This window comes from Williamsia muralis NBRC 105860, from assembly GCF_001598915.1.
GTDB classification, from domain to species: domain Bacteria; phylum Actinomycetota; class Actinomycetes; order Mycobacteriales; family Mycobacteriaceae; genus Williamsia; species Williamsia muralis.
This window is the reverse complement of the sequence record NZ_BDAP01000001.1, coordinates 657,843-680,829: the sequence shown is the minus strand read 5'-3', so window position 1 is coordinate 680,829 and position 22,987 is coordinate 657,843. Positions and strand designations below refer to the sequence as shown.

General features: G+C 64.6%; 25 protein-coding genes and 1 tRNA gene. 13 read left to right on the top strand and 13 right to left on the bottom strand.

Annotated features, from left to right (window positions below; translation table 11 throughout):
• Positions 1–3 precede the first annotated feature (3 nt).
• The 4 genes from WIMU1_RS03395 to nth are packed head-to-tail and all read right to left on the bottom strand — an operon-like array spanning position 4 to position 3,337.
• Positions 4–1,203: a MarP family serine protease gene (locus tag WIMU1_RS03395; RefSeq protein ID WP_030169027.1), complete on the bottom strand. Its 1,200-nt coding sequence runs from the start codon at positions 1,201–1,203 to the stop codon at positions 4–6.
• On the bottom strand, positions 1,200–1,940 hold the full coding sequence (locus tag WIMU1_RS03390; RefSeq protein WP_062795121.1) for an NUDIX hydrolase: 741 nt from the start codon (positions 1,938–1,940) through the stop codon (positions 1,200–1,202). The genes WIMU1_RS03395 and WIMU1_RS03390 overlap by 4 nt, the downstream gene beginning before the upstream one ends.
• Positions 1,937–2,653 carry a TlpA family protein disulfide reductase gene (locus WIMU1_RS03385; protein WP_062795120.1) on the bottom strand — a complete coding sequence of 239 codons (717 nt, stop codon included), beginning with the start codon at positions 2,651–2,653 and terminating at the stop codon, positions 1,937–1,939. Before WIMU1_RS03385 ends, WIMU1_RS03390 begins: the two co-directional genes overlap by 4 nt.
• Positions 2,654–2,656: 3 nt before the next feature.
• Positions 2,657–3,337 carry an endonuclease III gene (nth, locus tag WIMU1_RS03380; RefSeq protein WP_243404514.1) on the bottom strand — a complete coding sequence of 227 codons (681 nt, stop codon included), beginning with the start codon at positions 3,335–3,337 and terminating at the stop codon, positions 2,657–2,659.
• A 256-nt stretch (positions 3,338–3,593) separates the two neighbouring features.
• Here nth and WIMU1_RS03375 point away from each other — a divergent pair, with 256 nt between their 5' ends.
• On the top strand, positions 3,594–3,842 hold the full coding sequence (locus tag WIMU1_RS03375) for a hypothetical protein (RefSeq protein ID WP_023956440.1): 249 nt from the start codon (positions 3,594–3,596) through the stop codon (positions 3,840–3,842).
• A gap of 168 nt (positions 3,843–4,010) precedes the next feature.
• A complete protein-coding gene (locus WIMU1_RS03370; protein ID WP_023956441.1) occupies positions 4,011–4,685 on the top strand; it encodes a Crp/Fnr family transcriptional regulator in 675 nt (224 codons plus the stop codon).
• Positions 4,686–4,758: 73 nt separating this feature from the next.
• On the opposite strand, the gene WIMU1_RS03365 is transcribed toward WIMU1_RS03370, so the two are convergent.
• Positions 4,759–5,565: an MBL fold metallo-hydrolase gene (locus tag WIMU1_RS03365; protein WP_062795119.1), complete on the bottom strand. Its 807-nt coding sequence runs from the start codon at positions 5,563–5,565 to the stop codon at positions 4,759–4,761.
• A 98-nt stretch (positions 5,566–5,663) separates the two neighbouring features.
• Between WIMU1_RS03365 and hypB the strand changes: the two genes are divergently transcribed.
• Positions 5,664–6,455 carry a hydrogenase nickel incorporation protein HypB gene (gene hypB / locus WIMU1_RS03360; protein WP_062795118.1) on the top strand — a complete coding sequence of 264 codons (792 nt, stop codon included), beginning with the start codon at positions 5,664–5,666 and terminating at the stop codon, positions 6,453–6,455.
• A gap of 9 nt (positions 6,456–6,464) precedes the next feature.
• On the opposite strand, the gene WIMU1_RS03355 is transcribed toward hypB, so the two are convergent.
• Both WIMU1_RS03355 and sp36 read right to left on the bottom strand, forming a co-directional pair.
• On the bottom strand, positions 6,465–6,929 hold the full coding sequence (locus WIMU1_RS03355) for a RidA family protein (RefSeq protein WP_062795117.1): 465 nt from the start codon (positions 6,927–6,929) through the stop codon (positions 6,465–6,467).
• 6 nt (positions 6,930–6,935) lie between these two features.
• Positions 6,936–7,100: a Sp36 family protein gene (gene sp36, locus WIMU1_RS26080; RefSeq protein WP_023956445.1), complete on the bottom strand. Its 165-nt coding sequence runs from the start codon at positions 7,098–7,100 to the stop codon at positions 6,936–6,938.
• Positions 7,101–7,236: 136 nt separating this feature from the next.
• On the opposite strand from sp36, the gene bagA reads away from it, so the two are divergent.
• Both bagA and bagB read left to right on the top strand, forming a co-directional pair.
• Positions 7,237–8,247 carry an ATPase BagA gene (bagA, locus tag WIMU1_RS03350; protein WP_030169011.1) on the top strand — a complete coding sequence of 337 codons (1,011 nt, stop codon included), beginning with the start codon at positions 7,237–7,239 and terminating at the stop codon, positions 8,245–8,247.
• Positions 8,247–9,341: an ArsA family ATPase gene (gene bagB / locus WIMU1_RS03345; RefSeq protein ID WP_062795116.1), complete on the top strand. Its 1,095-nt coding sequence runs from the start codon at positions 8,247–8,249 to the stop codon at positions 9,339–9,341. The genes bagA and bagB overlap by 1 nt, the downstream gene beginning before the upstream one ends.
• 45 nt (positions 9,342–9,386) lie before the next feature.
• Here the strand turns inward: bagB and WIMU1_RS03340 are convergent, their stop codons facing one another.
• On the bottom strand, positions 9,387–9,704 hold the full coding sequence (locus tag WIMU1_RS03340) for a WhiB family transcriptional regulator (protein ID WP_030169006.1): 318 nt from the start codon (positions 9,702–9,704) through the stop codon (positions 9,387–9,389).
• Between the two features lie 223 nt (positions 9,705–9,927).
• On the opposite strand from WIMU1_RS03340, the gene WIMU1_RS03335 reads away from it, so the two are divergent.
• Positions 9,928–12,384, top strand: a complete 2,457-nt coding sequence (locus WIMU1_RS03335; RefSeq protein ID WP_062795115.1) for a penicillin-binding protein — start codon at positions 9,928–9,930, stop codon at positions 12,382–12,384.
• Positions 12,385–12,401: 17 nt separating this feature from the next.
• Here the strand turns inward: WIMU1_RS03335 and WIMU1_RS03330 are convergent, their stop codons facing one another.
• Positions 12,402–12,869 carry a GatB/YqeY domain-containing protein gene (locus WIMU1_RS03330; protein WP_062795114.1) on the bottom strand — a complete coding sequence of 156 codons (468 nt, stop codon included), beginning with the start codon at positions 12,867–12,869 and terminating at the stop codon, positions 12,402–12,404.
• A 70-nt stretch (positions 12,870–12,939) separates the two neighbouring features.
• On the opposite strand from WIMU1_RS03330, the gene WIMU1_RS03325 reads away from it, so the two are divergent.
• Entirely contained in the window at positions 12,940–13,935 is a 996-nt protein-coding gene (locus WIMU1_RS03325) for a metallophosphoesterase (protein WP_023956457.1), read from the top strand.
• 66 nt (positions 13,936–14,001) lie between these two features.
• A tRNA-Pro gene (locus WIMU1_RS03320) sits at positions 14,002–14,075 on the top strand.
• A 182-nt stretch (positions 14,076–14,257) separates the two neighbouring features.
• Here the strand turns inward: WIMU1_RS03320 and WIMU1_RS03315 are convergent.
• Entirely contained in the window at positions 14,258–14,659 is a 402-nt protein-coding gene (locus tag WIMU1_RS03315) for an Rv0313 family protein (RefSeq protein WP_062795113.1), read from the bottom strand.
• Between the two features lie 78 nt (positions 14,660–14,737).
• Positions 14,738–15,106, bottom strand: a complete 369-nt coding sequence (locus WIMU1_RS03310) for a nuclear transport factor 2 family protein (protein ID WP_062795112.1) — start codon at positions 15,104–15,106, stop codon at positions 14,738–14,740.
• 182 nt (positions 15,107–15,288) lie between these two features.
• On the opposite strand from WIMU1_RS03310, the gene WIMU1_RS03305 reads away from it, so the two are divergent.
• The 4 genes from WIMU1_RS03305 (at position 15,289) to WIMU1_RS03290 (ending at position 21,271) form a co-directional block, all read left to right on the top strand.
• Positions 15,289–16,758, top strand: a complete 1,470-nt coding sequence (locus WIMU1_RS03305; RefSeq protein ID WP_062795111.1) for an MFS transporter — start codon at positions 15,289–15,291, stop codon at positions 16,756–16,758.
• 62 nt (positions 16,759–16,820) lie between these two features.
• Positions 16,821–17,486, top strand: a complete 666-nt coding sequence (locus WIMU1_RS03300; protein ID WP_062795110.1) for a TetR/AcrR family transcriptional regulator — start codon at positions 16,821–16,823, stop codon at positions 17,484–17,486.
• Positions 17,487–17,658: 172 nt separating this feature from the next.
• The gene (locus tag WIMU1_RS03295) at positions 17,659–20,040 is read left to right on the top strand and encodes an FdhF/YdeP family oxidoreductase (RefSeq protein ID WP_062795109.1); all 2,382 of its coding nucleotides are present in this window, start codon (positions 17,659–17,661) and stop codon (positions 20,038–20,040) included.
• A 106-nt stretch (positions 20,041–20,146) separates the two neighbouring features.
• Entirely contained in the window at positions 20,147–21,271 is a 1,125-nt protein-coding gene (locus WIMU1_RS03290; RefSeq protein ID WP_023956470.1) for a nitronate monooxygenase, read from the top strand.
• Between the two features lie 17 nt (positions 21,272–21,288).
• Here the strand turns inward: WIMU1_RS03290 and WIMU1_RS03285 are convergent, their stop codons facing one another.
• Both WIMU1_RS03285 and WIMU1_RS03280 read right to left on the bottom strand, forming a co-directional pair.
• On the bottom strand, positions 21,289–21,480 hold the full coding sequence (locus WIMU1_RS03285) for a (2Fe-2S)-binding protein (protein WP_030168973.1): 192 nt from the start codon (positions 21,478–21,480) through the stop codon (positions 21,289–21,291).
• A gap of 15 nt (positions 21,481–21,495) precedes the next feature.
• Positions 21,496–22,113: a hypothetical protein gene (locus WIMU1_RS03280; protein ID WP_062795108.1), complete on the bottom strand. Its 618-nt coding sequence runs from the start codon at positions 22,111–22,113 to the stop codon at positions 21,496–21,498.
• A gap of 149 nt (positions 22,114–22,262) precedes the next feature.
• Between WIMU1_RS03280 and bfr the strand changes: the two genes are divergently transcribed.
• On the top strand, positions 22,263–22,742 hold the full coding sequence (gene bfr, locus WIMU1_RS03275) for a bacterioferritin (RefSeq protein WP_023956474.1): 480 nt from the start codon (positions 22,263–22,265) through the stop codon (positions 22,740–22,742).
• The last annotated feature ends 245 nt before the right edge of the window (positions 22,743–22,987 follow it).

Sequence of the window (22,987 nt, the reverse complement as noted above, 5' to 3'; positions counted from 1 at the left end):
CGACTACCCCGAATGCACGCAGGACTGCGTGTCGACCGCGGTGCTCAACCGTTCCGATTCGGCGAGGCCCGGTTTGACCTGGTCGGCCGTGAGCACGAATCCGGTTTCGCTGGCCGGATCCTCGGCCGCCCCGAAAACCACGCCGAGGACGTCGCCGTCCGAGTTGATCAGCGGTCCACCGGAATTGCCCTGTCGGATCGAGCCGCGCACCGTGTACACCTCCCGGGTCACAGCAGATCCGGGATAGATTCCCGGGCCGCGGAGCTGGATGACCTCCCGGACGCGTTCGGCGCTGGCGTTGAAGGGCCCCGCCTCGGGGAAGCCGAGGGCGATCGCGTCTTCGCCGGTCTTCGCGAGTTCGTCGGCGAAACGCAGCGCCGGCGCCTGCAGTCCCGGCACGTCGAGCACCGCGATATCGGTGTTCGGGTCGAAATAGACGACGGTGGCGTCGAACTGGTCGCCTGAGGCCACCACGTGCAGGGTGGTCGTTCCCGCGACGACGTGCGCGTTGGTCATCACCCGCTCCGGAGAGACCACGAATCCACTGCCTTCCAGCGCCTGATTGCAGCTGGGGGCGACGCCCTCGATCTTCACCACACTGGGACGGACCCGACCGATCACCGGCTGTTCGAGCAGCCCCTGGTCGGGAGCTTCGACACTCGTGATGGGCGTGCGGCCGAACGGGCCGATGGCCTCTTTGAGCCCGGAACCTTCGAACATGTCCCAGAACTCGCGCGGCAATCGCTGCATCCACTGCGGCGCAAGCGAATTGACCTCGTCGATGACTTTCGATTCGCTCACCGCGCCGGCGATCTGGGGCTGGGCCGACGTGCTGATCGGGGTGGCGAGCACCCATGCGGCGAGCAGGACCGCGACCGCCTGGAGCAACGATCCGATCACCGAGTCGATGCGTCGCACCGAGAGGGTGCGGATGCTGCTTCGCGCCGCCCGTCCCAGCACCATGCCGGAGATCTCCCCGACGATGACCAGCGCGACGAGCAGGAGCACGCCGGCAACGAGCCGCCATCGCTGATCCTCGATGTTCCGGATGAGGTGTGGCGCCAGGAGAACCCCCGCGGCAGCACCCAGGAGCACCCCGACAAACGCCATCGCCGACGAGACCGCGCCTTGGCGGTACCCGGAGGCCGCGGCGAGCAGCGCGATGCAGATCACCAGGACGTCAACCCACGCGGCTCCGCTCACTCCTGCCCCACCTTGGCCAGCTCATCCGCAAGATCGCGGACATCCGTCTTGTCCCACGCGATCTCCCAGCCGGCCGCCTCCACGATGGCCGCGAGCAATCCCCCGGTGAATCCCCACACCAGCATCTTCTCGACGCCGAAGGCAGGCCCACGGTAAGGACGTCCCGGGATGCCGGTGGGGCGCTGCACCTGAAAGCGGTTGCGGGGGTTGACCACATCGCGCAGAGGCACCCGGACCACCCTGGCGGTCTCTGCGAGGTCCACCACCCCCACCTCCGACGGGTCGCGCCAGTAACCGATCACCGGCGACACCTCGAATCCGGAGGGTGGCACGGGAAACGTGTCGAGGGTGGCGAGCAGGTCGACACCGGCAGGGTCCAGCCCGGTCTCCTCGACGGCCTCGCGCACGGCGGTGCCGACCGGGAACTCGTCACCGTCGTCGCGGACGCCACCGGGAAAGGCGATCTGCCCACTGTGATTTCGCAACGTCGCAGCGCGCTGGGTCAGCAGGACATCGGCGTCGGCAGGGATGCCGCCGTGGTGGGTGGGGTCGCCGCTCCAGTCGCCGCTGAACAGGACCAGTACCGCTGCCGACCTCGGGTTCCGCATCATCGATCGCAGCAGTCGCTCGGTCACGCCGCCGCGGTCCTCGACCGACCGGGTGACCCCGTCGAGGTTCGCGGTGAGCCCACGAAGCCATGGCGGCACCTTCTCGTCGGGCACCAGAAGTCGGGTCATGCGTCGACGCCCAGATGTTGGCGCACCACATCGGCCACCTCGTCGGGCGACTCGAACACCCGCGGCAGCACCGCTGCCACCGTGCCGTCTGCGCGCACGAGCACGGTCGACGGGTAGGCGCGCGGCACTCCCAGTGCCGCAGCGATCTTGGCGTCTGTGTCCACCACCGTCGGCAGGTGTACGCCGATCTCGGCGAGCAAGGTCAGCGACAGAAACGGATTCTCGGCGCCCTCTTTGCCTTGTACGGTGAGCACCCGCACCCGATTCCCCGCCCTCTTGGCGTATTCGTCGATCACCGGCAGCTCGGCCCGGCACGGTCCGCACCAGTGGGCCCACACGTTGACGAGCATCGGGGTACCGGCCGTTGCGCTGCCCAGGTCGACCGTCGATCCGTCGGCCAGGCACGGCACGGTCACACCCGCCAGCTTCGACCCGGAGGGTGTCGGGCCCGTGGCGACCGGACAGGGCAGCAACGCAGCCTTCTCGCGGCCCTTCGCCATGTCGTCCTCGGTGACCGCGGCCTCCAGCCCAGGAAGCGCGGAGCTTCCCGTGGTCGGCATCCCGCTCGGGGACGGGCCCGGATCGGATGAGTCACGTGGCCAGATCGCGACGATCAACGCCAGAACCACGACCAGCGCGGCAACGGTCCACCGGGCGGACGTCGAGAGATGAAACCGCGCGCGTGGGCGCTCGGGTTGGGTGTCCACGGGCATCGACTACAGACCTGCCAGCTTCAGGAGATGGTCGGTCTCGGGACCCTTGACGAGCTTGGCCGCTTCCGCTTTCTCCGTGGGCCCGAGGCCGTAGGACGGGCAGTCCGCGGCCAGCACGCACACCCCACAGGCGGGCTTGCGCGAGTGACACACGCGTCGACCGTGAAAAATCACCCGGTGCGAGAGGTCGGTCCAGTTCTTGCGCTCGATGAGCTCACCCACGGCCTGCTCGATCTTCACCGGATCGGTTTCGGCCGTCCATTTCCAGCGCTGCACCAACCTGCCGAAGTGCGTGTCCACGGTGATTCCCGGCACACCGAAAGCGTTACCGAGGACCACGTTCGCAGTCTTGCGGCCGAAGCCGGGCAGCGACACCAACTCGGGCAATGTCCGTGGGACCTCACCGTCGAATCGCTCGACGAGCGCCTGCCCGAGACCGATCAGCGAGTTGGCCTTGTTCCGGTAGAAACCGGTGGGCCGGATCATCTCCTCCAGCTCGGCGCGGTCGGCGCCGGCATAGTCGGCGGCCGTCCGATAACGCCGGAACAACGCAGGCGTGGTCAGGTTGACCCGCACGTCAGTGCACTGCGCCGACAGGATCGTCGCCACCGACAACTCCAGCGGGTTGGTGAAATCGAGTTCGCAGTAGACGTGCGGGAACGCCGTCTGCAGCGTTCGGTCCATCCGCCGCGCCCGCCGGACCAGACCGGTGCGGGTCTCGGTACCGCGCTGCGCTGCGGTCTTGCCACGCCTGGCCGGGGCCGCCCCGTTCTCGCGCACACTCACCAAATCAGGGTACGGCGGACTTCTGTGAACGGCTCTATCCGGTGGTCGACCGACGGACCTCGCGTGGCGACGTGTGGTCCGCGTCGCGTCAACGACGTGCATTCAGATGCAGATCGTGTCTCTTCTGAGACCTGCGTTGTGTTAACTACTCCCCATGCACGGACTCGCCGTACTTTTGTTCCCCGCAGTTCTCATGCTCTTCGCGTTGGCGATGGAGCGTCTGGAGAACCAGCTCGAACGACTCAACGTGCGACCGAACGATGTCGAGGAGTTCCTCGAGTCGGCTCAGCCCGAGCAGATGGACACGCTGGCCCGGTCGGGCTTTCCCGCGGCGCTCGACGAGTTCCGCGATCGGAGAGTCCCCACCACGGTCGAGACAGAGCATTCGATCCGCGCCAGCTGACCACCGAAACCCGCGAGCGACAGGCGTGATCGCTCGATGAGGGGTAATTAACCTGTTTCGCACCCGATACCCGTAGACTGGATGACGGGTGACGAACACAACACATCGACCGTGTGACCGGCCCCAAGTTTTGATCGTGGTCTGGCTGGACCCTAGAAAGGGGCGTAAGTGGAGGAAGTACTGGCGCGGGCGGGCATCTTCCAGGGAGTGGAACCGACGGCCGTCGCGGCATTGACCAATCAGCTTCAGCCGGTTGATTTTCCACGGGGCCACGTGATCTTCAACGAAGGTGAGCCGGGTGACCGGCTCTACATCATCTTGTCCGGCAAGGTGAAGGTCGGTCGTCGCTCCATCGACGGCCGCGAGAACCTGCTGACGATCATGGGTCCCTCCGACATGTTCGGCGAGCTCTCCATCTTCGACCCCGGACCACGCACATCGTCGGCGACCACGGTCACCGAGGTCCGCGCCGTGTCGATGGACCGCGAGGCTCTGCGTTCGTGGATCGCGGATCGGCCTGAGATCGCCGAACAGTTGCTGCGCGTCCTGGCCCGCCGATTGCGTCGCACCAACAACAACCTCGCCGACCTCATCTTCACCGACGTGCCCGGCCGTGTGGCCAAGCAGCTGCTGCAGCTGGCACAGCGTTTCGGTACCCAAGAAGCCGGTGCTCTGCGAGTCACCCACGACCTCACGCAGGAAGAGATCGCCCAGCTCGTGGGCGCCTCCCGCGAAACCGTCAACAAGGCGCTTGCCGACTTCGCCCAGCGCGGATGGCTGCGACTCGAAGGCAAGAGCGTCCTGATCGCAGACTCCGAGCGGTTGGCTCGCCGCGCGCGGTAGAACAACGTGGAAAACCGCCCCGATCGCTGATGCGGTCGGGGCGGTTTCTTGGTTGTCTCTGCTGCCTTGCCCGCTACTGCTCGGCCAGGTAGGCCAGCTGGGTCTTGACCGACATCGTGGCCGCAGGCCACAGTTTCTTGTCGATGTCGGTGTACACCTTCTTGACCACTTTCTTCGGCTTGGCTTCTGCGGCACTCATCCCGAGTTCGGCCAGCGCGGCACGTACCTGATCGACCCGCTCTTCGCGGTGCGCTTTGTAGTGGCGGGCCAGCGGGATCACCTCGGCATGATCGGGCCCGTGCCCGGGCAGCAGCACGCAATCGTCACCCTCGACGATGATGCGGTTGAGCGAGTTCATGTAGTCGCGCAACGTGCCGTCTTTGGGATCGAGCACGGTTGTCCCACCACCGAGGATGGTGTCTCCGGTCAGCATCGCCTTGCGTCCGTTGTGCTCGACGAGAAAACTCACCGAGTCGCCGGTGTGTCCGGGTGTGTGCAGCACAGTGATCTTGAGGCCGGCGGCCTCGATCACCTCCCGGTCTTGGAGTGGGCTGCCGTCGCGGGTGTACTTCTCGACCCGTGCCCGCACGGGCGCGCCGGTGAGTTCACGGAAGAACTTGATCGCGCCGGTGTGGTCGGGGTGGCGGTGGGTGATCAGCCCGAGAACCACATTGCCCTGCGCGACAACGTTTTTGACGTGCTTCTTCTTACCTTTGGGACCGGGGTCCACCACCACACAGTCTTTGTGACCGGGCGCCCGCAAGATCCAGGTGTTCGTGCCGTCGAGTGTCATCATCCCCGGGTTGCGGCACAGCACAACCGACGCGAAATCGGTCACCGGACGAACGACACCGTACGCAGGATGCTGCGGTTCACTCATGACGATCAGGCTATATCCTGCACTTGGCGAAGGCAGGGTCGACTCTGTCGGGTCGCTGCGGGTGCACGAACCGGCTACAAAGAGGCGAGGCGCAGACGATGGGTAGATTCCACCGCCACGACGAGACACACACCCACGCCGACGGGACAACGCACAGCCACGAGCACACCACCCCAGGCCATTCCGACCACGGCGACCACAGTGGATACGACACCGGCGCCGAACGCATCGATGTGCTCGAGGCGATCTTCACCGAGAACGACGTGCGTGCCGACCTCAACCGGGCCGCATTCGACGGCGCCGGGGTACCCGCGATCAATCTGATGAGCTCACCGGGTTCGGGCAAGACCGCCATCTTGTCGGCCACCCTCGACGCCATGCGAGCGGACGTGCGTATCGGTGTCGTCGAAGGCGACATCGCCACCGACCTCGACGCCGCACGGCTCGCCGACAAGGGCGCCCAGGTCTCACTGATCAACACTGCCAACGGGTTCGGCGGCGAATGCCATCTCGATGCCCCGATGGTGAACCGCGCGTTGCAAGATCTCGACCTGCAGACGCTTGATCTGGTGATCATCGAGAACGTCGGGAATCTGGTGTGTCCCGCAGAGTTCGATGTCGGCGAGCACGCCCGCGCAATGGTCTATTCGGTGACCGAGGGTGAGGACAAACCTCTCAAATATCCGCTGATGTTCAGCCGGGTGCACGTGATCCTGCTGAACAAGATCGACCTCCTGCCCCACCTCGACGTCGAGTTGCAGGCGTTCCTCGACACCATCGCCCAGACCAACCCGCGCGCACGCGTCATCCCGGTCAGTGCACGCACCGGAGAGGGACTCCAGGAGTGGTTCAGTTGGGTCCGTGCACTGGTCGAGCGTCGCGCAGGCTGACGACGAGGGTCAGACCTCGACGATCAACTCGATCTCCACCGGCGCCCCGAGTGGCAGCTCGGCCACTCCGACCGCAGACCTGGCGTGCGCGCCGGCCTCTCCGAAGATCTCGCCCAGCACGTTGGACGCACCGTTGATGACCTGGGGCTGACCGGTGAAGCCCGGGGCCGAGGCCACGAAGCCGACAACCTTGACGATCCGCTTCACCGAGTCGATTCCGACCAGACTGTCCACTGCCGCAAGCGCGTTCAGAGCGCAGACGCGTGCGGCCTCGGTTGCCTCATCCGGCCGGACAACACCTTCGGCGCCCTCGGACACCTTGCCCTGCACCGTCAATTCGCCACCGAGCAACGGCAACTGGCCCGCGGTGTAGACGAGGTTGCCGGTCTGGACTGCCGGCACGTACGCGGCCAGTGGTGCCACCACCTTGGGCAGCACGATGTTCAGTTCGGTCAATCGCTGCGACCACGTCATGACGGATCAGCCCTTGGCGCGCTTCAGGTAGGCGACGTGCTGCTCGCCCGTGGGTCCCGGCAGGACGCTGACCAGCTCCCAGCCGTCAGCACCCCACTGATCGAGGATTTGTTTGGTGGCGTGGGTCAGAAGGGGGACGGTGACGTACTCCCAGGCAGTTGGCTCGCTCATGTGCACACCCTATCTCTCCGGTATGTGTTCGGGCCGCGTACGTTCACCAACCCGGACATCCCCTGATGACAGGGGTGAAATACGCGTACTGCACGGTATGGTCTTCGGCCATGACCAACGTGGATATGGTGAACCCGTGACAACAGAACAGCCCACGGGCTATCGCTGGTCAGAGGCCGCTGCGAAGGCGCGCCTGCACTTCGTCTCCGGCAAGGGCGGGACCGGAAAAACCACTGTCGCGGCCGCTCTTGCGCTGACACTGGCCGCCGAAGGCAAGAAGGTCCTCCTCGTCGAGTGCGAGGGACGTCAGGGCATCGCGCAGATCTTCGATGTTCCGCCCCTTGCCCCCACCGAGACCAAGGTCGCCACCGCAGAAGGCGGCGGACAGGTGTGGGCACTGGCGATCGACATCGAACACGCGCTGCTCGAGTACCTCGACATGTTCTACAACCTCGGATTCGCCGGCCGCGCCATGCGCCGCATCGGTGCCATCGACTTCGTCACCACCGTCGCGCCGGGGCTTCGCGACGTCTTGGTGACGGGGAAGATCAAGGAGACCGTGGTCCGAACCGACAAGCGCGGCAACCGGATCTACGACGCGGTGGTGGTCGACGCACCTCCGACGGGCCGGATCGGCAACTTCCTCGACGTCACCAAGGCCATGGCCGATCTGACCAAGACCGGCCCCTTGCGCAACCAGAGCGACGGTGTGGTCAAGCTGCTGCACTCGGACCAGACCGTGGTGCATCTGGTGACGTTGCTCGAGGCGATGCCCATCCAGGAGACCATCGAGGCGGTCCGCGAGCTGGAGGGCAAGAACCTCACCATCGGGTCGGTGATCGTCAATCGGGTGTCGCCGCACCATCTGCCGCCCGAGTCGATCGGCGACATCGCCGACGGCGTCATCGATGCCGCCGAACTGCGCGCCCAGCTCGACAAGTCGGGCCTGAAGTACACCGAGGCCGACTTCGAGGGCCTGCTCACCGAGACCATCGAGCACGCCAGTCGGGTGCAGGCGCAGCTCGAGGCCGGTGCCGAACTCGACGCCATGGAACTCGACAAGCTGCAGCTGCCCGCGTTCGACGATGGCGTCGACCTCGGCGGCCTCTACGAAATCTCCGAAATCCTCCAGAAGGCTGGTGCCTGATGCCGATCGACCTGAAAATGGGCGCAATTCTCACCGACCTCGGAACCAAGGTCGTGATCTGTTGCGGCGCAGGCGGAGTCGGCAAGACGACCACCGCCGCGGCAATGGCCGTGTACGCCGCCGAACGGGGACGCAAGGTGGTTGTCCTCACGATCGACCCCGCCAAACGGCTCGCGCAGTCGCTGGGTATGAACGAACTGACCAACAGCCCGCAGCCGGTCAAGGTCGACGGCGAGGGCACGCTCGACGCCATGATGCTCGACATGCGCCGCACCTTCGACGAGATGGTGACGCAGTACTCGACGCCTGAACGCGCCGAGGCGATCATGAACAACAACTTCTATCAGACCGTTGCCAGCTCGTTCTCCGGCACGCAGGAGTACATGGCGATGGAGAAGTTGGGACAGCTTCTGGCGCAGGACGATTGGGATCTGGTGGTGGTGGACACCCCACCCTCGCGCAATGCCCTCGACTTCCTCGACGCGCCCCAGCGTCTCGGGTCGTTCCTCGAAGGCCGGCTGATGAAGATGCTCGTGGGCGGCGGACGCGGTGTGGGCCGGGTCGTCACCGGTGTTGTCGGACTTGCCATGAAGGGCATCTCGACCATCATCGGCGGCGAGACGCTACGCGACGTCTCGGTCTTCGTGCAGTCACTCGACTCGATGTTCGGAAGCTTCCGGGAACGGGCGAACCGGACCTACAACCTGCTCAAACAACCCGGCACCCAATTCGCCGTGGTTGCGGCGGCCGAACCGGACGCCCTGCGTGAGGCCGCGTTCTTCGTCGACCGGCTCTCCGAGGAGAAGATGCCGCTCGCCGGCCTGATCCTCAACCGCACCCATCCCAACCTCACCGCGATCGGCGGGAGTACCGCCGAGGCGGCGGCAAACAATGTCGACGACCCGTTGACCAAGGCCGTCCTCACGATTCATTCCGAACGGGCGACCACCGGCAAGCGCGAACTGCACCTGCTGCACAGCTTCACCACGTCGCATCCGGCAGTCCCGATCGTGGGCGTGCCGTCACTACCGTTCGAGGTCGCCGACATGACCGCACTACGCGCGGTGGCCGAAGAGATCACCAGCAAAGGCTGACGCCGCCGCCCGGCAGGGCGACGGCGTCAGGATGTTCGCGAAAACTCAGCCGACGCTGGTGATCTGCCTGCGACGCTGCGTCTCGAAGAACGTGCTCCACGAGGTGACCTCGGGATGCTGGCGCAACAACGCTCGGCGCTGACGTTCGGTCATGCCTCCCCAGACTCCGAACTCAACGCGATTGTCGAGTGCATCTGCACCACACTCGAGCTGGACTGGGCAATGACGGCAGATCGTCGCAGCCTTGCGCTGAGCGGCTCCACGGACAAACAGCTGGTCAGGATCGACCTCGCGGCACCGTGCCCTGGCCACCCAGGCCAATCTTGCTTCGTTCTCTACCGTCGCAGCTGCCGCTTTTGCCATTACGATCCCCTGTCTGAAGCACAATATTGACGTCCGCCGCCACATTTAAGACTGAATGTTACGTGTGTCACATTCAATTACGACCAATGTATGGACCACACTTACGCACCGTCAAGACCTGGAATGAAAAAAGTGGCACTTGCGTGCAAACCGAGTGCGACGATCTGGCCTTTGCGCCGCTCGGTGCCACCTGAGAAGGCAGACGCCACGTATCCTTGCTGGCGTGCCAAAGTCGAAGTCCCTGTCACTGCTCGCGGGATGCTGCGTCCTAGCCGGTGTTCTCGTCGCCGGACTGCTGTTTCCGGTGGCCGGTGGAATCGGTCTGGTGTCGAGCCGGGCCGCGGACACGGTCCAGAACGTGTCGTCGGAACTGCTCGAAGGCACGGTCCCCGAGGTCACCACGATGACGGACGTCACCGGCAAGCCGATCGCGTTCCTCTACGACCAGCGACGAACACAGGTCGGCTACAACGACATCTCGCCGGAGATGATCCGCTCCATCATCTCCATCGAAGACCGGCGTTTCCTCGACCACGACGGGGTGGACTGGAAAGGCACGATCCGCGCGTTCCTCAAGAACTCGTCGTCGGGCGAGGTGCAGCAGGGTGCTTCGACCATCGACCAGCAGTATGTGAAGAACTACCAGCTGCTGGTTCTCGCCCGCACCGACGCCGACCGTCGCGCCGCCACCGAGACCACGCCTGCGCGCAAGCTCAAAGAAGTCCGCATGGCACTCACGCTGGAGGAGAACCTCACCCAGCAGGCCAAGCGGGACAAGAACCTGAGCGACGAGCAGGCCAAGCAAGAGGCCAAGAAAGAAATCGTCACCCGCTACCTGAACGTGGTGCCGTTCGGTAACGGCGCCTACGGCATCGAGGCCGCAGCTCGCACGTACTTCAACAAGGCCGCGAAGGATCTGACGATCCCCGAGTCGGCGATGCTCGCCGGCATGGTGCAGTCGAGTTCGGCACTCGACCCTTACAACAACCCCGATGGTGTGCTCGAACGCCGCAACCTGGTTCTCGACACGCTGATCTCCAACTTCCCGAATCGCGCGGCCGAGTACCAGGCCGCGAAGGAGACCCCGCTCGGCGTGGTCCCCTCCCCGATCACCTTGCCCAACGGCTGCATCTCGGCCGCCGACGCCGGTTTCTTCTGCGACTACGCGTTGAAGTTCCTGGCCGAGAACGGCCTGAGCCGCGAGACGGTCGCCCGCGGCGGCTACACCATCCGCACCACGCTCGATCCCGCCGTCCAGCGGTCGACGCTGACCGGGGTGCAGAACATCACCGACCCCGACCTCAACGGTGTCGCGACCGTCATGAGCGTGATCCGGCCGGGCACCGAGAGCCACGACATCATGTCGATGGCGTCGAGTCGCCAGTACGGGCTCGACCAGAATGCGAACCAGACCGTGCAGCCTCAGCCGTTCTCGATGGTCGGCGACGGTGCGGGGTCGGTGTTCAAGATCTTCACGGTCGCCGCGGCGATGGAAAAGGGCCTGGGTGCCGGGTCCTCCCTTCAGGTCCCCGCCACCTTCCAGGCGCAGGGCATGGGTAGCAGCGGCGGTGTCAACGGTTGCCCGGCGAACACCTACTGTGTGCGCAACGACGGCCGGTATCCCGCACAGTTGTCGGTGACGCAGGCACTGGCCCAGTCCCCCAACACCGCATTCGTCAAGCTCCTCCAAGACGTCGGGGTGGGACCCGCGGTGGACATCGCCGTACGTCTCGGACTGCGCTCGTACACCAATCCGGGAACCTCCGGCCAGGGCGAGCAGAGCCTCGCCGACTACTTCAAGCAGAACAATCTGGGGTCGTTCACCCTGGGACCCACGGCGATCAACGCGCTCGAGCTCTCCAACGTTGCCGCCACGCTGTCTTCGCACGGTGTGTGGTGCCCGCCGAACCCGATTGCATCCATCACGCAGCCGAAGCGCGATCGCAACGGGAACCAGGTTCTGGGTACCGACGGACGGCCTGCGGTGCAGGAGGTCGCCTTCGAGCGCCCGAAGTGCGAGAAGGTCGTCGAACCCGGCCTGGCCGACACCCTCGCCAACGCGATGAGCCAGGACGACCGCGGATCGGGAACTGCTGCCGGCGCTGCCGGGTCCACCGGATGGAATCTGCCGATGGCCGGAAAGACGGGCACCACAGAAGCCCACCGCTCGTCGGCCTTCGTCGGGTTCACCAACAACCTGGCGGCCGCGACCTACACGTACAACGATTCACCGACCCCGTCGGAGCTGTGCTCGAATCCGCTGCGGCAATGCGGATACGGCACCCTCTACGGCGGTAGTGAACCGGCACGAACATGGTTCACCGCGATGTTGCCGATCGCGAACAACTTCGGGCCCACAGCACTGCCACCGAACGACCCGACCTATGTGGCCGGTGTGGGCGGCAAGGCTGTTCCGTCGGTTGCGGGAATGACCGCCGACGAGGCGACGAAGCGGATCGAGCAGGCGGGCTTCCGGGTCGCGCGGCTCAATACCGACAGTGCGCAAGCAGCGGGCACCGTGGTGTTCACCGCCCCGGAGGACACAGCGATCCCCGGGAGCACCGTCACCATCTACGTGAGCACCGGGCAGTCCCAGCTCCCCACCCGACGGGCGGCGCCACCCACCACCATCACCGTTCCCGGGGTGGGCCCAATCGTCATCCCGGTACCGGGCGGCTGATTCGCCGGGCGGCCGGACTACTGCAGGCGCGCGCGGATCGCCGATGACAGGCGCTTGCCGTCGGCGCGACCGGCGGCGAGCTTGGTGGCGTGCCCCATCACCTGGCCCATCTGCCTCATCGCCGGTGCCTCACCGGTCTCCTCGGCGACCGCCGCGACGGCTTGGTCGACGATGCCCGCCAATTCCTCGTCGGACAGTTGCGCGGGTAGGTACCCGGCGATGATCTCGCCCTCGGCGCGTTCCTTCTCTGCCAGTTCCTCGCGGTCGTTCTCCGCGAACACCGCGGCCGCCTCTGCACGCTTCTTGCTCTCACGCGCAAGCACTTTCATCACGTCGTCATCGGTCAACTCGCGGGCAGCCTTGCCCGACACCTCTTCGGACTGAATGGCAGCCAGAACCATCCGCAGGGTCCCGGTGACCGTGGTGTTCTTGGCTTTCATGGCAGCGGTCAGATCGGTGCGGATCTGCTCTTTGATCGTGGACATGTGGTCAAACCTACGCCGCCGAGGTCGACGGTCCGCACCCGTTTTGCGCCTGCGGGCGTATTCTGGCCAGATGCCTCAGGGACGAAAAAGCATCACTCGTCGCACAGATCAACTCGCCGGACTCACCCCGGTCCACGCGATCGCGGGGGTCGCGGCCGCGGGCGCCGCCGGTCTCGCCTATGCGACCTTGATCGAGCGAAACGCATTTGCGCTGCGACACGAGACCCTGTCGGTTCTCGAGCCCGGCTCCACATCGCTGCGGGTGCTGCACATCAGCGACCTCCACATGATGCCGGGACAGCGGCTCAAACAAGCATGGGTTCAGGAGCTCGCCGCGCTGCAGCCCGACCTCGTCATCAACACCGGCGACAACTTGGCCCACCCGCAGTCGGTGCCCGCCGTGGTGCAGGCGCTGGGCGATCTGTTGTCGCTTCCAGGGCTCTTCGTGTTCGGGTCCAACGACTACTTCGCGCCCATTCCGAAGAACCCGCTGAAGTACTTCAAGAAAGACCACAAGCGCACCCACGGGGAGCCGCTTCCGTGGCAGGATCTGCGCGCGGCGTTCACCGAGCGTGGCTGGCTCGACGCCACCCACTCGGTGCGCGAACTCGAGGTCGCCGGGGTGCGGGTGGCAGCTGCGGGTGTCGACGATCCGCACATCGGCCGCGACCGCTACGAGACCATCGAGGGACGTCCCAACCCGCTGGCGCATCTGCGCCTGGGTCTGACCCACTCGCCTGAGCCGCGGGTGCTCGACCGATTCGCCGACGACGGGTACGACCTCGTGATGGCCGGACACACTCATGGAGGCCAGCTGTGTCTGCCCGGTGTCGGCGCGATCGTGACCAACTGCGACCTCGACCGGTCACGGGTCAAGGGCGTGTCGGCGTGGGGTGCGGCGATGAAGCTCCACGTCAGTGCCGGGCTGGGCACCTCGCCGTATGTTCCGGCCCGCTTCTGCTGCCGGCCTGAGGCCACGCTGCTCACCCTCACTCCCGTATCGGCCGGCGACGCCGACTACGAGCAGGAGGGGTCACTGCCTCCGGTGAATGCCGAAGCCAATTGACCGTCGTGACCAGGCGATTTAATCCGCTACCGCGGCTGAGGTAAGCTATCGCAGGCTGATTGATCACGGGGTGTGGCGCAGCTTGGTAGCGTGCTTCGTTCGGGACGAAGAGGTCGTGGGTTCGAATCCCGCCACCCCGACATGGAGGAGAAGGGCGAAGCCCGGATCCGACCGGTAGATGTGTTGGTTGAGACACATGAGAGACCCTGATCAGGGGAAACCTTGATCAGGGTCTCCTCGTTTTCAGCCGCTCTCCCCGATGATGTGTGGTTGTTGCGACCGAAAGCCCAGGTCGGCGCCGCCACAACAACACACTTTCGGGCTATGAGCCGCTGTCGTCCAGAACTCCGACCGAGACGCCGTAGGGCAGGAACCGGACACGCCGTTGCGGATCCACATTGTCCTTGTGCGCGCGCAGAGCATCGAGTTCCGAGGCGTACACCTGGTCGATGCGAGCCGAACCGTCTTCGGCGACGGTGTAGATGGCCCAGACACCGTCACCGGTGTCGCCCGTGGTCTCACGCGACGGCGGCGCGGGCTTGGTGCGCTGCGACGCCGAGCTGAACATCGAATCGCGAAGTAGCGACGCCAGGGGGTTCTCGCCTCCGGATTGAGACATCCCCTTGGCAACCTGGCCCAGCATGTCGCGGAATCCCTCGCCGGCCTCTCTGGCAAAGCGGTCGAAATCCTCGGGCTCGAAGCCGAACGGTCCGTTGGTACTCATTGATCACTCCTGTTGTGCGGTGAGGACTCCAGTGTGCCTGCCCGGCCGACTCTCGGCAGAAACTATCGGCGGGCCACCTCAGGCCTTCTCCGGTCCGGTGATCACCGTGTAGAGCGACGAGATCCGCCCGTCGGTCACCAGTGCGGCGTCGAAGCCGGTCGCCACCGGGTCCTGTCCGGGCGGGCCCAGCTCCCACGCGAGATGGCCGAAGTTCTGTGCTTTCTGCACCCGGCCGACCTTGCTGAACACCAGACCCTGCATGCCGTCGAGCAGCTTCTGGGCCTTGGCCGCCAGAGCTTCTCGACCCACCGCGACACCCTCTTCGTCCGTCCACACGACGTCCTCGGTGTAGGTCTCTGCGATGGCCTTGGCTCGTCGCTCGGGGTCGGGTTCACCGAACACCGCCAGCAGATTCGCTTCCATCAGTGCGGTCACTTCGTCGGACATGGAGACTCCCCGCGTTGATCGATCCGGACGTTCCGAAGACATGACTACAAAATACGGGCTCCACAGCTCGTCTACTCGGTGTGGCGAAGAGCCTTGCCGCTGTCCGACTTGACGATGTCAATCAGTTGACTTAAATTAAGTCAGTCACCTGACTTAATCATTATTCTGATTCCGGAGATCTGATGTCACCGACTGTTGCCGACCCCGGCGCCACAACCACGGCCCCCAAGACCGCGGCGGTCGTCGCCGTACTCGCCTTCTCAGGGATTGTGGTCTCGCTCATGCAGACCCTGGTCATCCCGATCATCCCCCACCTGCCCGACTACCTCGACGCTCCCGCGTCCGACACAGCGTGGGCGGTGACCGCGACTCTGCTGGCCGCCGCCGTAGCGGTGCCGACGATGGGAAGGCTTGGCGACATGTTCGGCAAACGCCGACTGCTCCTGATCAGCGTGGTCTTGCTGGTCGCCGGTTCTGTTGTCGCAGCGCTGAGTTCGAGCCTCGTGCCCCTCATCGTCGGGCGCGTCCTACAGGGTCTGGCTGCCGGCACGATCCCACTGGGTATCAGCATCATGCGTGACGTGCTTCCCCCGAAGAAGCTGGCAGGCGCCGTGGCGATGATGAGCGCATCACTGGGAGTCGGTGGCGCCCTGGGGCTTCCGATCGCAGCTCTGATCGCCGAGTACGCCGACTGGCACGTCTTGTTCTGGACCTCCGCCGCACTGGGAGTCCTCGCCGGCGCGCTGATCGTCATGCTGGTGCCCGAATCACCGGTTCGCACCGGCGGCGCATTCGACTTCATGGGCGCCATCACCCTGTCCGTGGCGTTGATCGCGCTACTGCTGGCCGTCTCCAAAGGTTCGGACTGGGGCTGGACCGGGTCGAAAACTCTTGTCCTGCTCGTTGTTTCATCTGCCGCATTCGCTGCGTGGATCTGGTGGGAACTACGGAGCAGCCGGCCGCTGGTTGATCTGCGTGTCTCGATCCGCAGGCAGGTCCTGTTCACCAACCTCGCATCCATCGTCTTCGGGTTCGCGATGTTCGCTGCCACCATGGTGTTTCCGCAAGTGGTCCAACTTCCCGAGGCGACCGGTTTCGGGCTGGGCGGATCGATGCTCCTGTCCGGCTTGGTGATGGCTCCATTCGGCGTGGTCATGATGCTGATCTCACCCGTGTCATCGCGGATCACCAACGTTCACGGGCCCAAGATCACGCTGATGATCGGCGCCGTGGTGGTCGCGCTCGGTTACGGCATCGGAATCTTCTCGCTGCACTCGATCTGGCAGCTCATCATGATCGCCATCATCATCGGCGCCGGAACAGGAATGGCATACGGCGCCATGCCGGCACTCATCATGGCAGCGGTGCCACCCACGGAAACCGGCGCCGCCAACAGTTTCAACACCCTGATGCGTTCGCTGGGAACGTCATTCGCCAGCGCGATCGCAGGCGTGATCCTTGCTCAGATGACCATGTCTGTAGGGGCCGCTTCCGTACCGTCGGAGAGCGCCTTTCGGGTCATCATGGCACTGGCTGCAGGATCCGCACTCGCCGCGCTCGTACTGGCGGCCTTCCTGCCGCGGTTTCGTGCACCGGGCGCCGACGACGCGGCTACGGTGGACCGAACTCCCGTGAGCGCTGGGGCTCGCTAGCCGGCCTGCCGGATCGGGCCCCGCCGCCCTGTGACGTGCACTCGGGCTGACATGGAGGGGATATGGCCACGCCATCGGGACGCAGCGAGCACTTCGAGCCACGCCGACAGGAAATAATCGATCGGGCTGCGGTCCTGTTCGCCGAGAACGGCTACGCGGCCACCGGGGTATCGGAGATCTGCAAGGCGACCGGGCTGGGCAAGGGCGCGCTCTACCACTACATCGGGTCGAAGGAGAGCCTGCTCGTTGCCATCCAGGATCGGGTGCTCGAGCCGTTGATGGCGCAAGCCAAGGAGATCGTCCGGTTCGACACCCACCCGGTGGTGAAGATACGGCTGCTCTCCGAAGTGCTCTTGAACTCGATCATGTCCAGGGTCGACCACATCTGGGTGTACGAACACGACTACCGTCACCTGACCGGCGAGAACCTCGAACGAATGCTCGCACAGCGTGACGAGTTCGAGCGGTTGATCGAAGATGCGATCGCCGAGGCCATCGACAATGGCTTCCTCCGCGACATCAATCCGCGGCTCGCCACTCTCCAGTTCCTGAACCTGCACAACCACACCTATCGGTGGGCGAGCACGGCGAATCAGCTGTGGTCAGTTCAGGAACTGTCAGACGAGTACTGCCACACATTGATCCGGGGCATGGCAGCGGCCGATGCACAACTCGAGGGTTTGGATGTCGAGGCCAACCGATTGCGCAAAATACTGGCAGCGGCATGAGGCGATCAGCCGAGGCATTGTTCGAGGGCTTTCCATTCGTCAAATGACGCGAGACGCCCTACCGTGAAAGTCATCGTTCTTGTGTGTGCCTGAACCCACAGGCTTCGCGCAGGCTGCATCGGGGTGGCCAATTCCGGACTCCTCGGTGGACTCGGAGTTGTAGGAGGCCGACATGCCGGACCCGGACGCGGACGAACAACAGAACGAGCTGGATCTCGCACAGCTCGACATCGAGAAGCCGAAGTCCCATGCGGCGGGCGCCACTGCCGTCGCCGTCTCGATGAAACGCGCTCTCGGCCACATGGGGGCGGTCCGGACCGCCAAGACGCTGCTCAAATTGAACCAGGCCGAGGGCTTCGATTGCATGAGCTGCGCGTGGCCGGACCCCGACCCGGGCCATCGCCACGCCGCCGAGTTCTGCGAGAACGGCGCCAAGGCGGTGGCCGAGGAGGGCACCACGAACCGGGCAACTCCGGAGTTCTTCGCCGCACACAGCATCGAGGATCTGTCCGGGCGCACCGAGCACTGGCTGGGGCAGCAGGGGCGCATCACTCATCCGATGATCAAGCGTCCCGGCGGAACACACTACGAACCCATCGACTGGAACGACGCCTTCGCGCTCATCGGCAACGAACTCAACGGTCTCGCCTCACCCGACGAAGCCGTCTTCTACACATCGGGCCGGGCCTCGAACGAGTCGGCCTTCGTCTACCAGCTGTTCGCTCGCGCTTTCGGCACCAACAACATGCCCGATTGCTCGAACATGTGCCACGAGTCCACGTCCATCGCATTGCAGGAATCGATCGGGATCGGCAAGGCAAGCGTCACCCTGGACGACGTCTACAACGCCGAGCTGATCATCATCGCCGGCCAGAATCCGGGCACCAACCACCCGCGGATGCTCTCCGCCCTCGAGAAGGCGAAACAGAACGGCGCGAAGATCCTGTCGATCAATCCGCTGCGTGAAGCCGGACTCGTCAACTTCAAGAATCCGCAGACGCCCCGCGGCATGGTCGGGCCGGGCACCGACCTGACCGACATGTTCTTGCCGATCGCCTTGAACGGCGACCTCGCGCTCTTCCAGGCGTTCGGATCCCTACTCGTGGAGTGGGACGCGCTGGACCACGAGTTCATCGACGCGCACACCACCGGTTTCGAGGCGTGGCGCGAGCATGTCGGTGCCGTCGACTGGGACGTCGTCACCTCCACCACCGGACTCTCCCGCGCACAGATCACCGAAGCTGCCGAACTCCTGCGGGATTCGAAGGCCACGGTGTTCTGCTGGGCGATGGGACTGACGCAGCATCGAAATGCGGTCGCCACCATCAAAGAGGTCACCAACCTCGCTTTCGCACAGGGCAACATCGGCAAGCCGGGCGCGGGATTGTTCCCCGTGCGGGGGCATTCGAACGTGCAGGGCGACCGCACGATGGGCATCTGGGAACGGCCCCCGCAGCACTTCCTCGACGCCATCCAGAAGGAGTTCGGGTTCGATCCCCCGCGCGAGCACGGGCTCGACACCGTCGACTCCATCCGGGCGATGCGTGACGGCAAGGCGCACTTCTTCCTGGGTCTGGGCGGCAACTTCGCCCAGGCAACCCCGGACAGCGACGTCACGTTCGACGCTCTGCGCAAGGTTCGGATGACCGTGCAGATCTCCACGAAGATCAACCGCGGTCACCTGGTGTGCGGCGAGACCGCATTGATCCTGCCGACCCTCGGCCGCACGGAGAAGGACGTGCAAGCCAGTGGGCTGCAGTACATCTCGGTAGAGGACTCGACCTGCTCGGTGCACGCCTCGCGTGGACCGCTCGCTCCGGCGAGCCCGCACCTCAAGTCCGAGGTCGCGATCATCACCTCGATCGCCGAAGCCACCATCGGCGACCGGCATGGCATCAATTGGGAAGCCATGCGCGACGACTACCGCAACATCCGAGCGCACATCGCGCAGGTGGTGCCCGGATGCGAAGGCTACGAGGTGAATGTCCGCAGGCCCGGCGGGTTCATCCTGCCCCACCCACCTCGGGACTCCCGGACCTTCGACACCGAGTCGGGTCTCGGCGAGTTCGCCGTCTCCCCCATCGATGTTCTCCAGGTCCCGCCGAATCACCTGATTCTGCAGACACTTCGAAGCCACGACCAGTTCAACACCACCATCTACGGCTTCAGCGACCGGTACCGCGGTATCGAGGGTGGTCGCCGTGTTGTGTTCGTGCACCGCGAAGACATCTCCGCGCTGGGGTTCCGGGACGGCGACATCGTCGACATCGTCACCAAATGGGATGACGACGACAACGTGCGGTGCGCGCCCTCGTTCCGGATCGTGGAGTACGCGACACCACGGGGTTCGGCTGCTGCCTACTATCCCGAGACCAATCCCCTTGTCCCACTGGACTCGACCGCACTGCAGAGCAATTGCCCCACATCGAAGTCGATCATCGTCTCACTGGTTCCGGCCGGCCAGGGCAGAGCCACCGAGAACGCCGCCGATCAGGACTCGACCGGATCGGACTGGAGTCACAAGACCCAACCGCAGCCCGAGCATCTGAGCTGACGCGGGTACCCGGGGTTGTAAACCGTCGCGCGACGGGGTACACAACTAGAACACGTTCTATTTCGGAGCATGTTCATGTTGAATACCCGGCATTGCGAGGCACACCATGCACACCCCAATCTGTGACGATCTCGGCATCGAGTTCCCCATCTTCGCGTTCACCCACTGCCGCGACGTCGTGGTCGCTGTGAGCAAAGCCGGCGGATTCGGGGTGCTGGGTGCGGTCGGATTCACCCCGGAACAGTTGGAGATCGAACTCAACTGGATCGATGAGCACATCGGTGACCATCCCTATGGCGTCGACATCGTGATCCCCAACAAGTACGAGGGCATGGACTCCAACCTGTCCGCCGAGGAACTCACGTCGATGTTGCAGTCGATGGTCCCGGCCGAAACCCTCGACTTCGGCCGCAAAATCCTTCTCGACCACGGTGTTCCGCTACCCGAGGACGAAGAGAACTCGCTTCAGCTCCTGGGGTGGACCGAGGCCACCGCGACCCCCCAGGTCGAGATCGCGCTCCAGCATCCCAAGGTCAGCCTCATCGCAAATGCCCTCGGCACGCCGCCTGCGGAGATGATCACCCACATCCACGAGGCCGGCCGCAAGGTGGCCGCGCTGTGCGGGTCACCCAAGCAGGCACGCAAACATGCCGACGCCGGTGTGGACATCATCATCGCCCAAGGCGGCGAGGGTGGCGGCCATTGCGGCGAGGTCGGATCCATCGTCTTGTGGCCGCAGGTGGTCAAAGAGGTTGCGCCGATCCCGGTTCTGGCCGCCGGTGGCATCGGCAGCGGACAGCAGATCGCGGCCGCTCTCGCTCTCGGCACCCAGGGAGCCTGGACGGGTTCGCAGTGGCTGATGGTCGAGGAGTCGGAGAACACCGCCGTGCAGCAGGCCGCCTACGTGTCGGCCAGCAGCCGTGACACCGTTCGCAGCCGGTCCTTCACCGGTAAGCCGTGCCGGATGTTGCGCAACGACTGGACCGAGGCCTGGGAAAAGCCGGAGAACCCCGAACCGCTGGGAATGCCGTTGCAGTACATGGTGTCCGGGATGGCGGTCGCCGCAACACACCGCTACCCCGACCAGACCGTGGACGTCGCTTTCAATCCCGTCGGTCAGGTGGTCGGGCAGTTCACCAAAGTGGAGAAGTCCGCTGCGGTCATCGAACGGTGGGTTCAGGAATACCTCGACGCCACAACAACTCTGGACCAACTCAACGCACTGACCTGAGGCTCGGCGGACGTCGCCTACGGCTGGACGCCGGCCGTGGGCACGTCCGCAAAGTGGGCCTCGATGATCGCACGCACGGTGCGTCGACATCGGCCGCAGTCACGACCGGCACCGCAGGCGTTGGCAACCTCTTTGGAGGTACGCGCTCCGTCGGCCACGGCCTGCTCGACGACGTGACTCGTAACTCCTTGGCACAGACACACATACATGACGAAGTCCGATACCTAGGCTTGCAACTGCAGTTCCAGTATCCGCTGCAACTTGCCCACGAACAGCGGCGGATACACCCCGACTCCCGCACCGGACATCCATTCGGCAGCGGCGTCAGGCTGCTCCACCCAGGCGATCGCGTGCTCTTCGGTGTCGAGTTCCTGCAAGATCATGACCTCGTTCCGGTCATCGAACGCCCGGTAGATCCAGACACGCCGGACTCCTGCAGCGATGAACCTCCGCAGGCTGCCCCGAACCTTCGCGAGCAGAACATCCACGTTGTCGATCGGAGCGATTGCAGCGACGATGATGCCCGTGTGGTTAGTCGGCTCGTCCACCAGATCGATCTTCTCCACAACCTCGCCCGCGAACAGAGGAGGGATCTCCTCCACGCCGGCCGCGTCGAACCAATCCATGACCGCAGGATTGCGGAGCAGCTTGTCGATGGATCCGCGGTCGTGCAACCCGAGCGTGGCGAATACGCGCCGCGGGTCATGCAGCCCGCTGTAGACCACCATGTGGTGGGCACCCAGCTTCGCGAGCGAGTCGTTGTTCGCAGACAGAACATCAACGATTCCCTCGTCACTCGGCAGCGAGAAGTCCGAGGCCAGGATTCGAGAGTGCTGGGTCATTGATCCATCCTGCCGCCGAGGTCCGGTCGTTGTCACCAAAACAGCATCGTACCGAGATAAATTGATTCCGGACGCGTGTGTTGCACAGCCCCTCCGGGACCAGCCCTCCCGTTGGCGACACGACGTGCTCTTCGATGTGAGGAGATTTCATGCAAGGAGATCCAGAAGTTCTCAAACTGCTCAACGAGCAGCTGACCAGCGAACTCACCGCCATCAACCAGTACTTCCTGCATTCGAAGATGCAGGACAGCTGGGGATACACGGAGATCGCCGCTCAGACCCGTGCCGAGTCGTTCGAGGAGATGAACCACGCCGAGGCACTCACCGACCGGATCCTGCTGCTGGACGGACTGCCCAATTACCAGCGGCTGTTCTCGCTCAAGGTGGGCCAGACGTTGCGTGAGCAGTTCGAGAGTGACCTGCAGATCGAACTCGACGTGGTCGCACGCCTCAAGCCTGGAATCGTGATGTGCCGCGACAAGCAGGACTCGACCAGTGCGATCCTGCTCGAGAAGATCCTGGCCGACGAGGAAGGTCACGTCGACTACCTGCAGACGCAGCTCGAACTGATGAACACGTTGGGTGACCAGTTGTACCTGGCCCAGTGCGTGGCCCGTCCGCCCAAGTGATCTCCGGCGGGTGTGGGGACGTCGACTCCCGAGAACCCGACGGTTCTCACACCCGCTGATCGCACGCGCCCGCACGGTCCGTGCGAGCCGGATTCGACTGTGTTTCCGCCCCTTTCATCAATCTGGACGCTCTGACAGACGCTCACGACGGACCGATCGGTACGGACCCGAGCCCGTGCGACGGTGCCGGTGATGCGTGACACGGCTGGTAGGTTCCTCATTGTCCCGCCAGATTTACCGTGAGG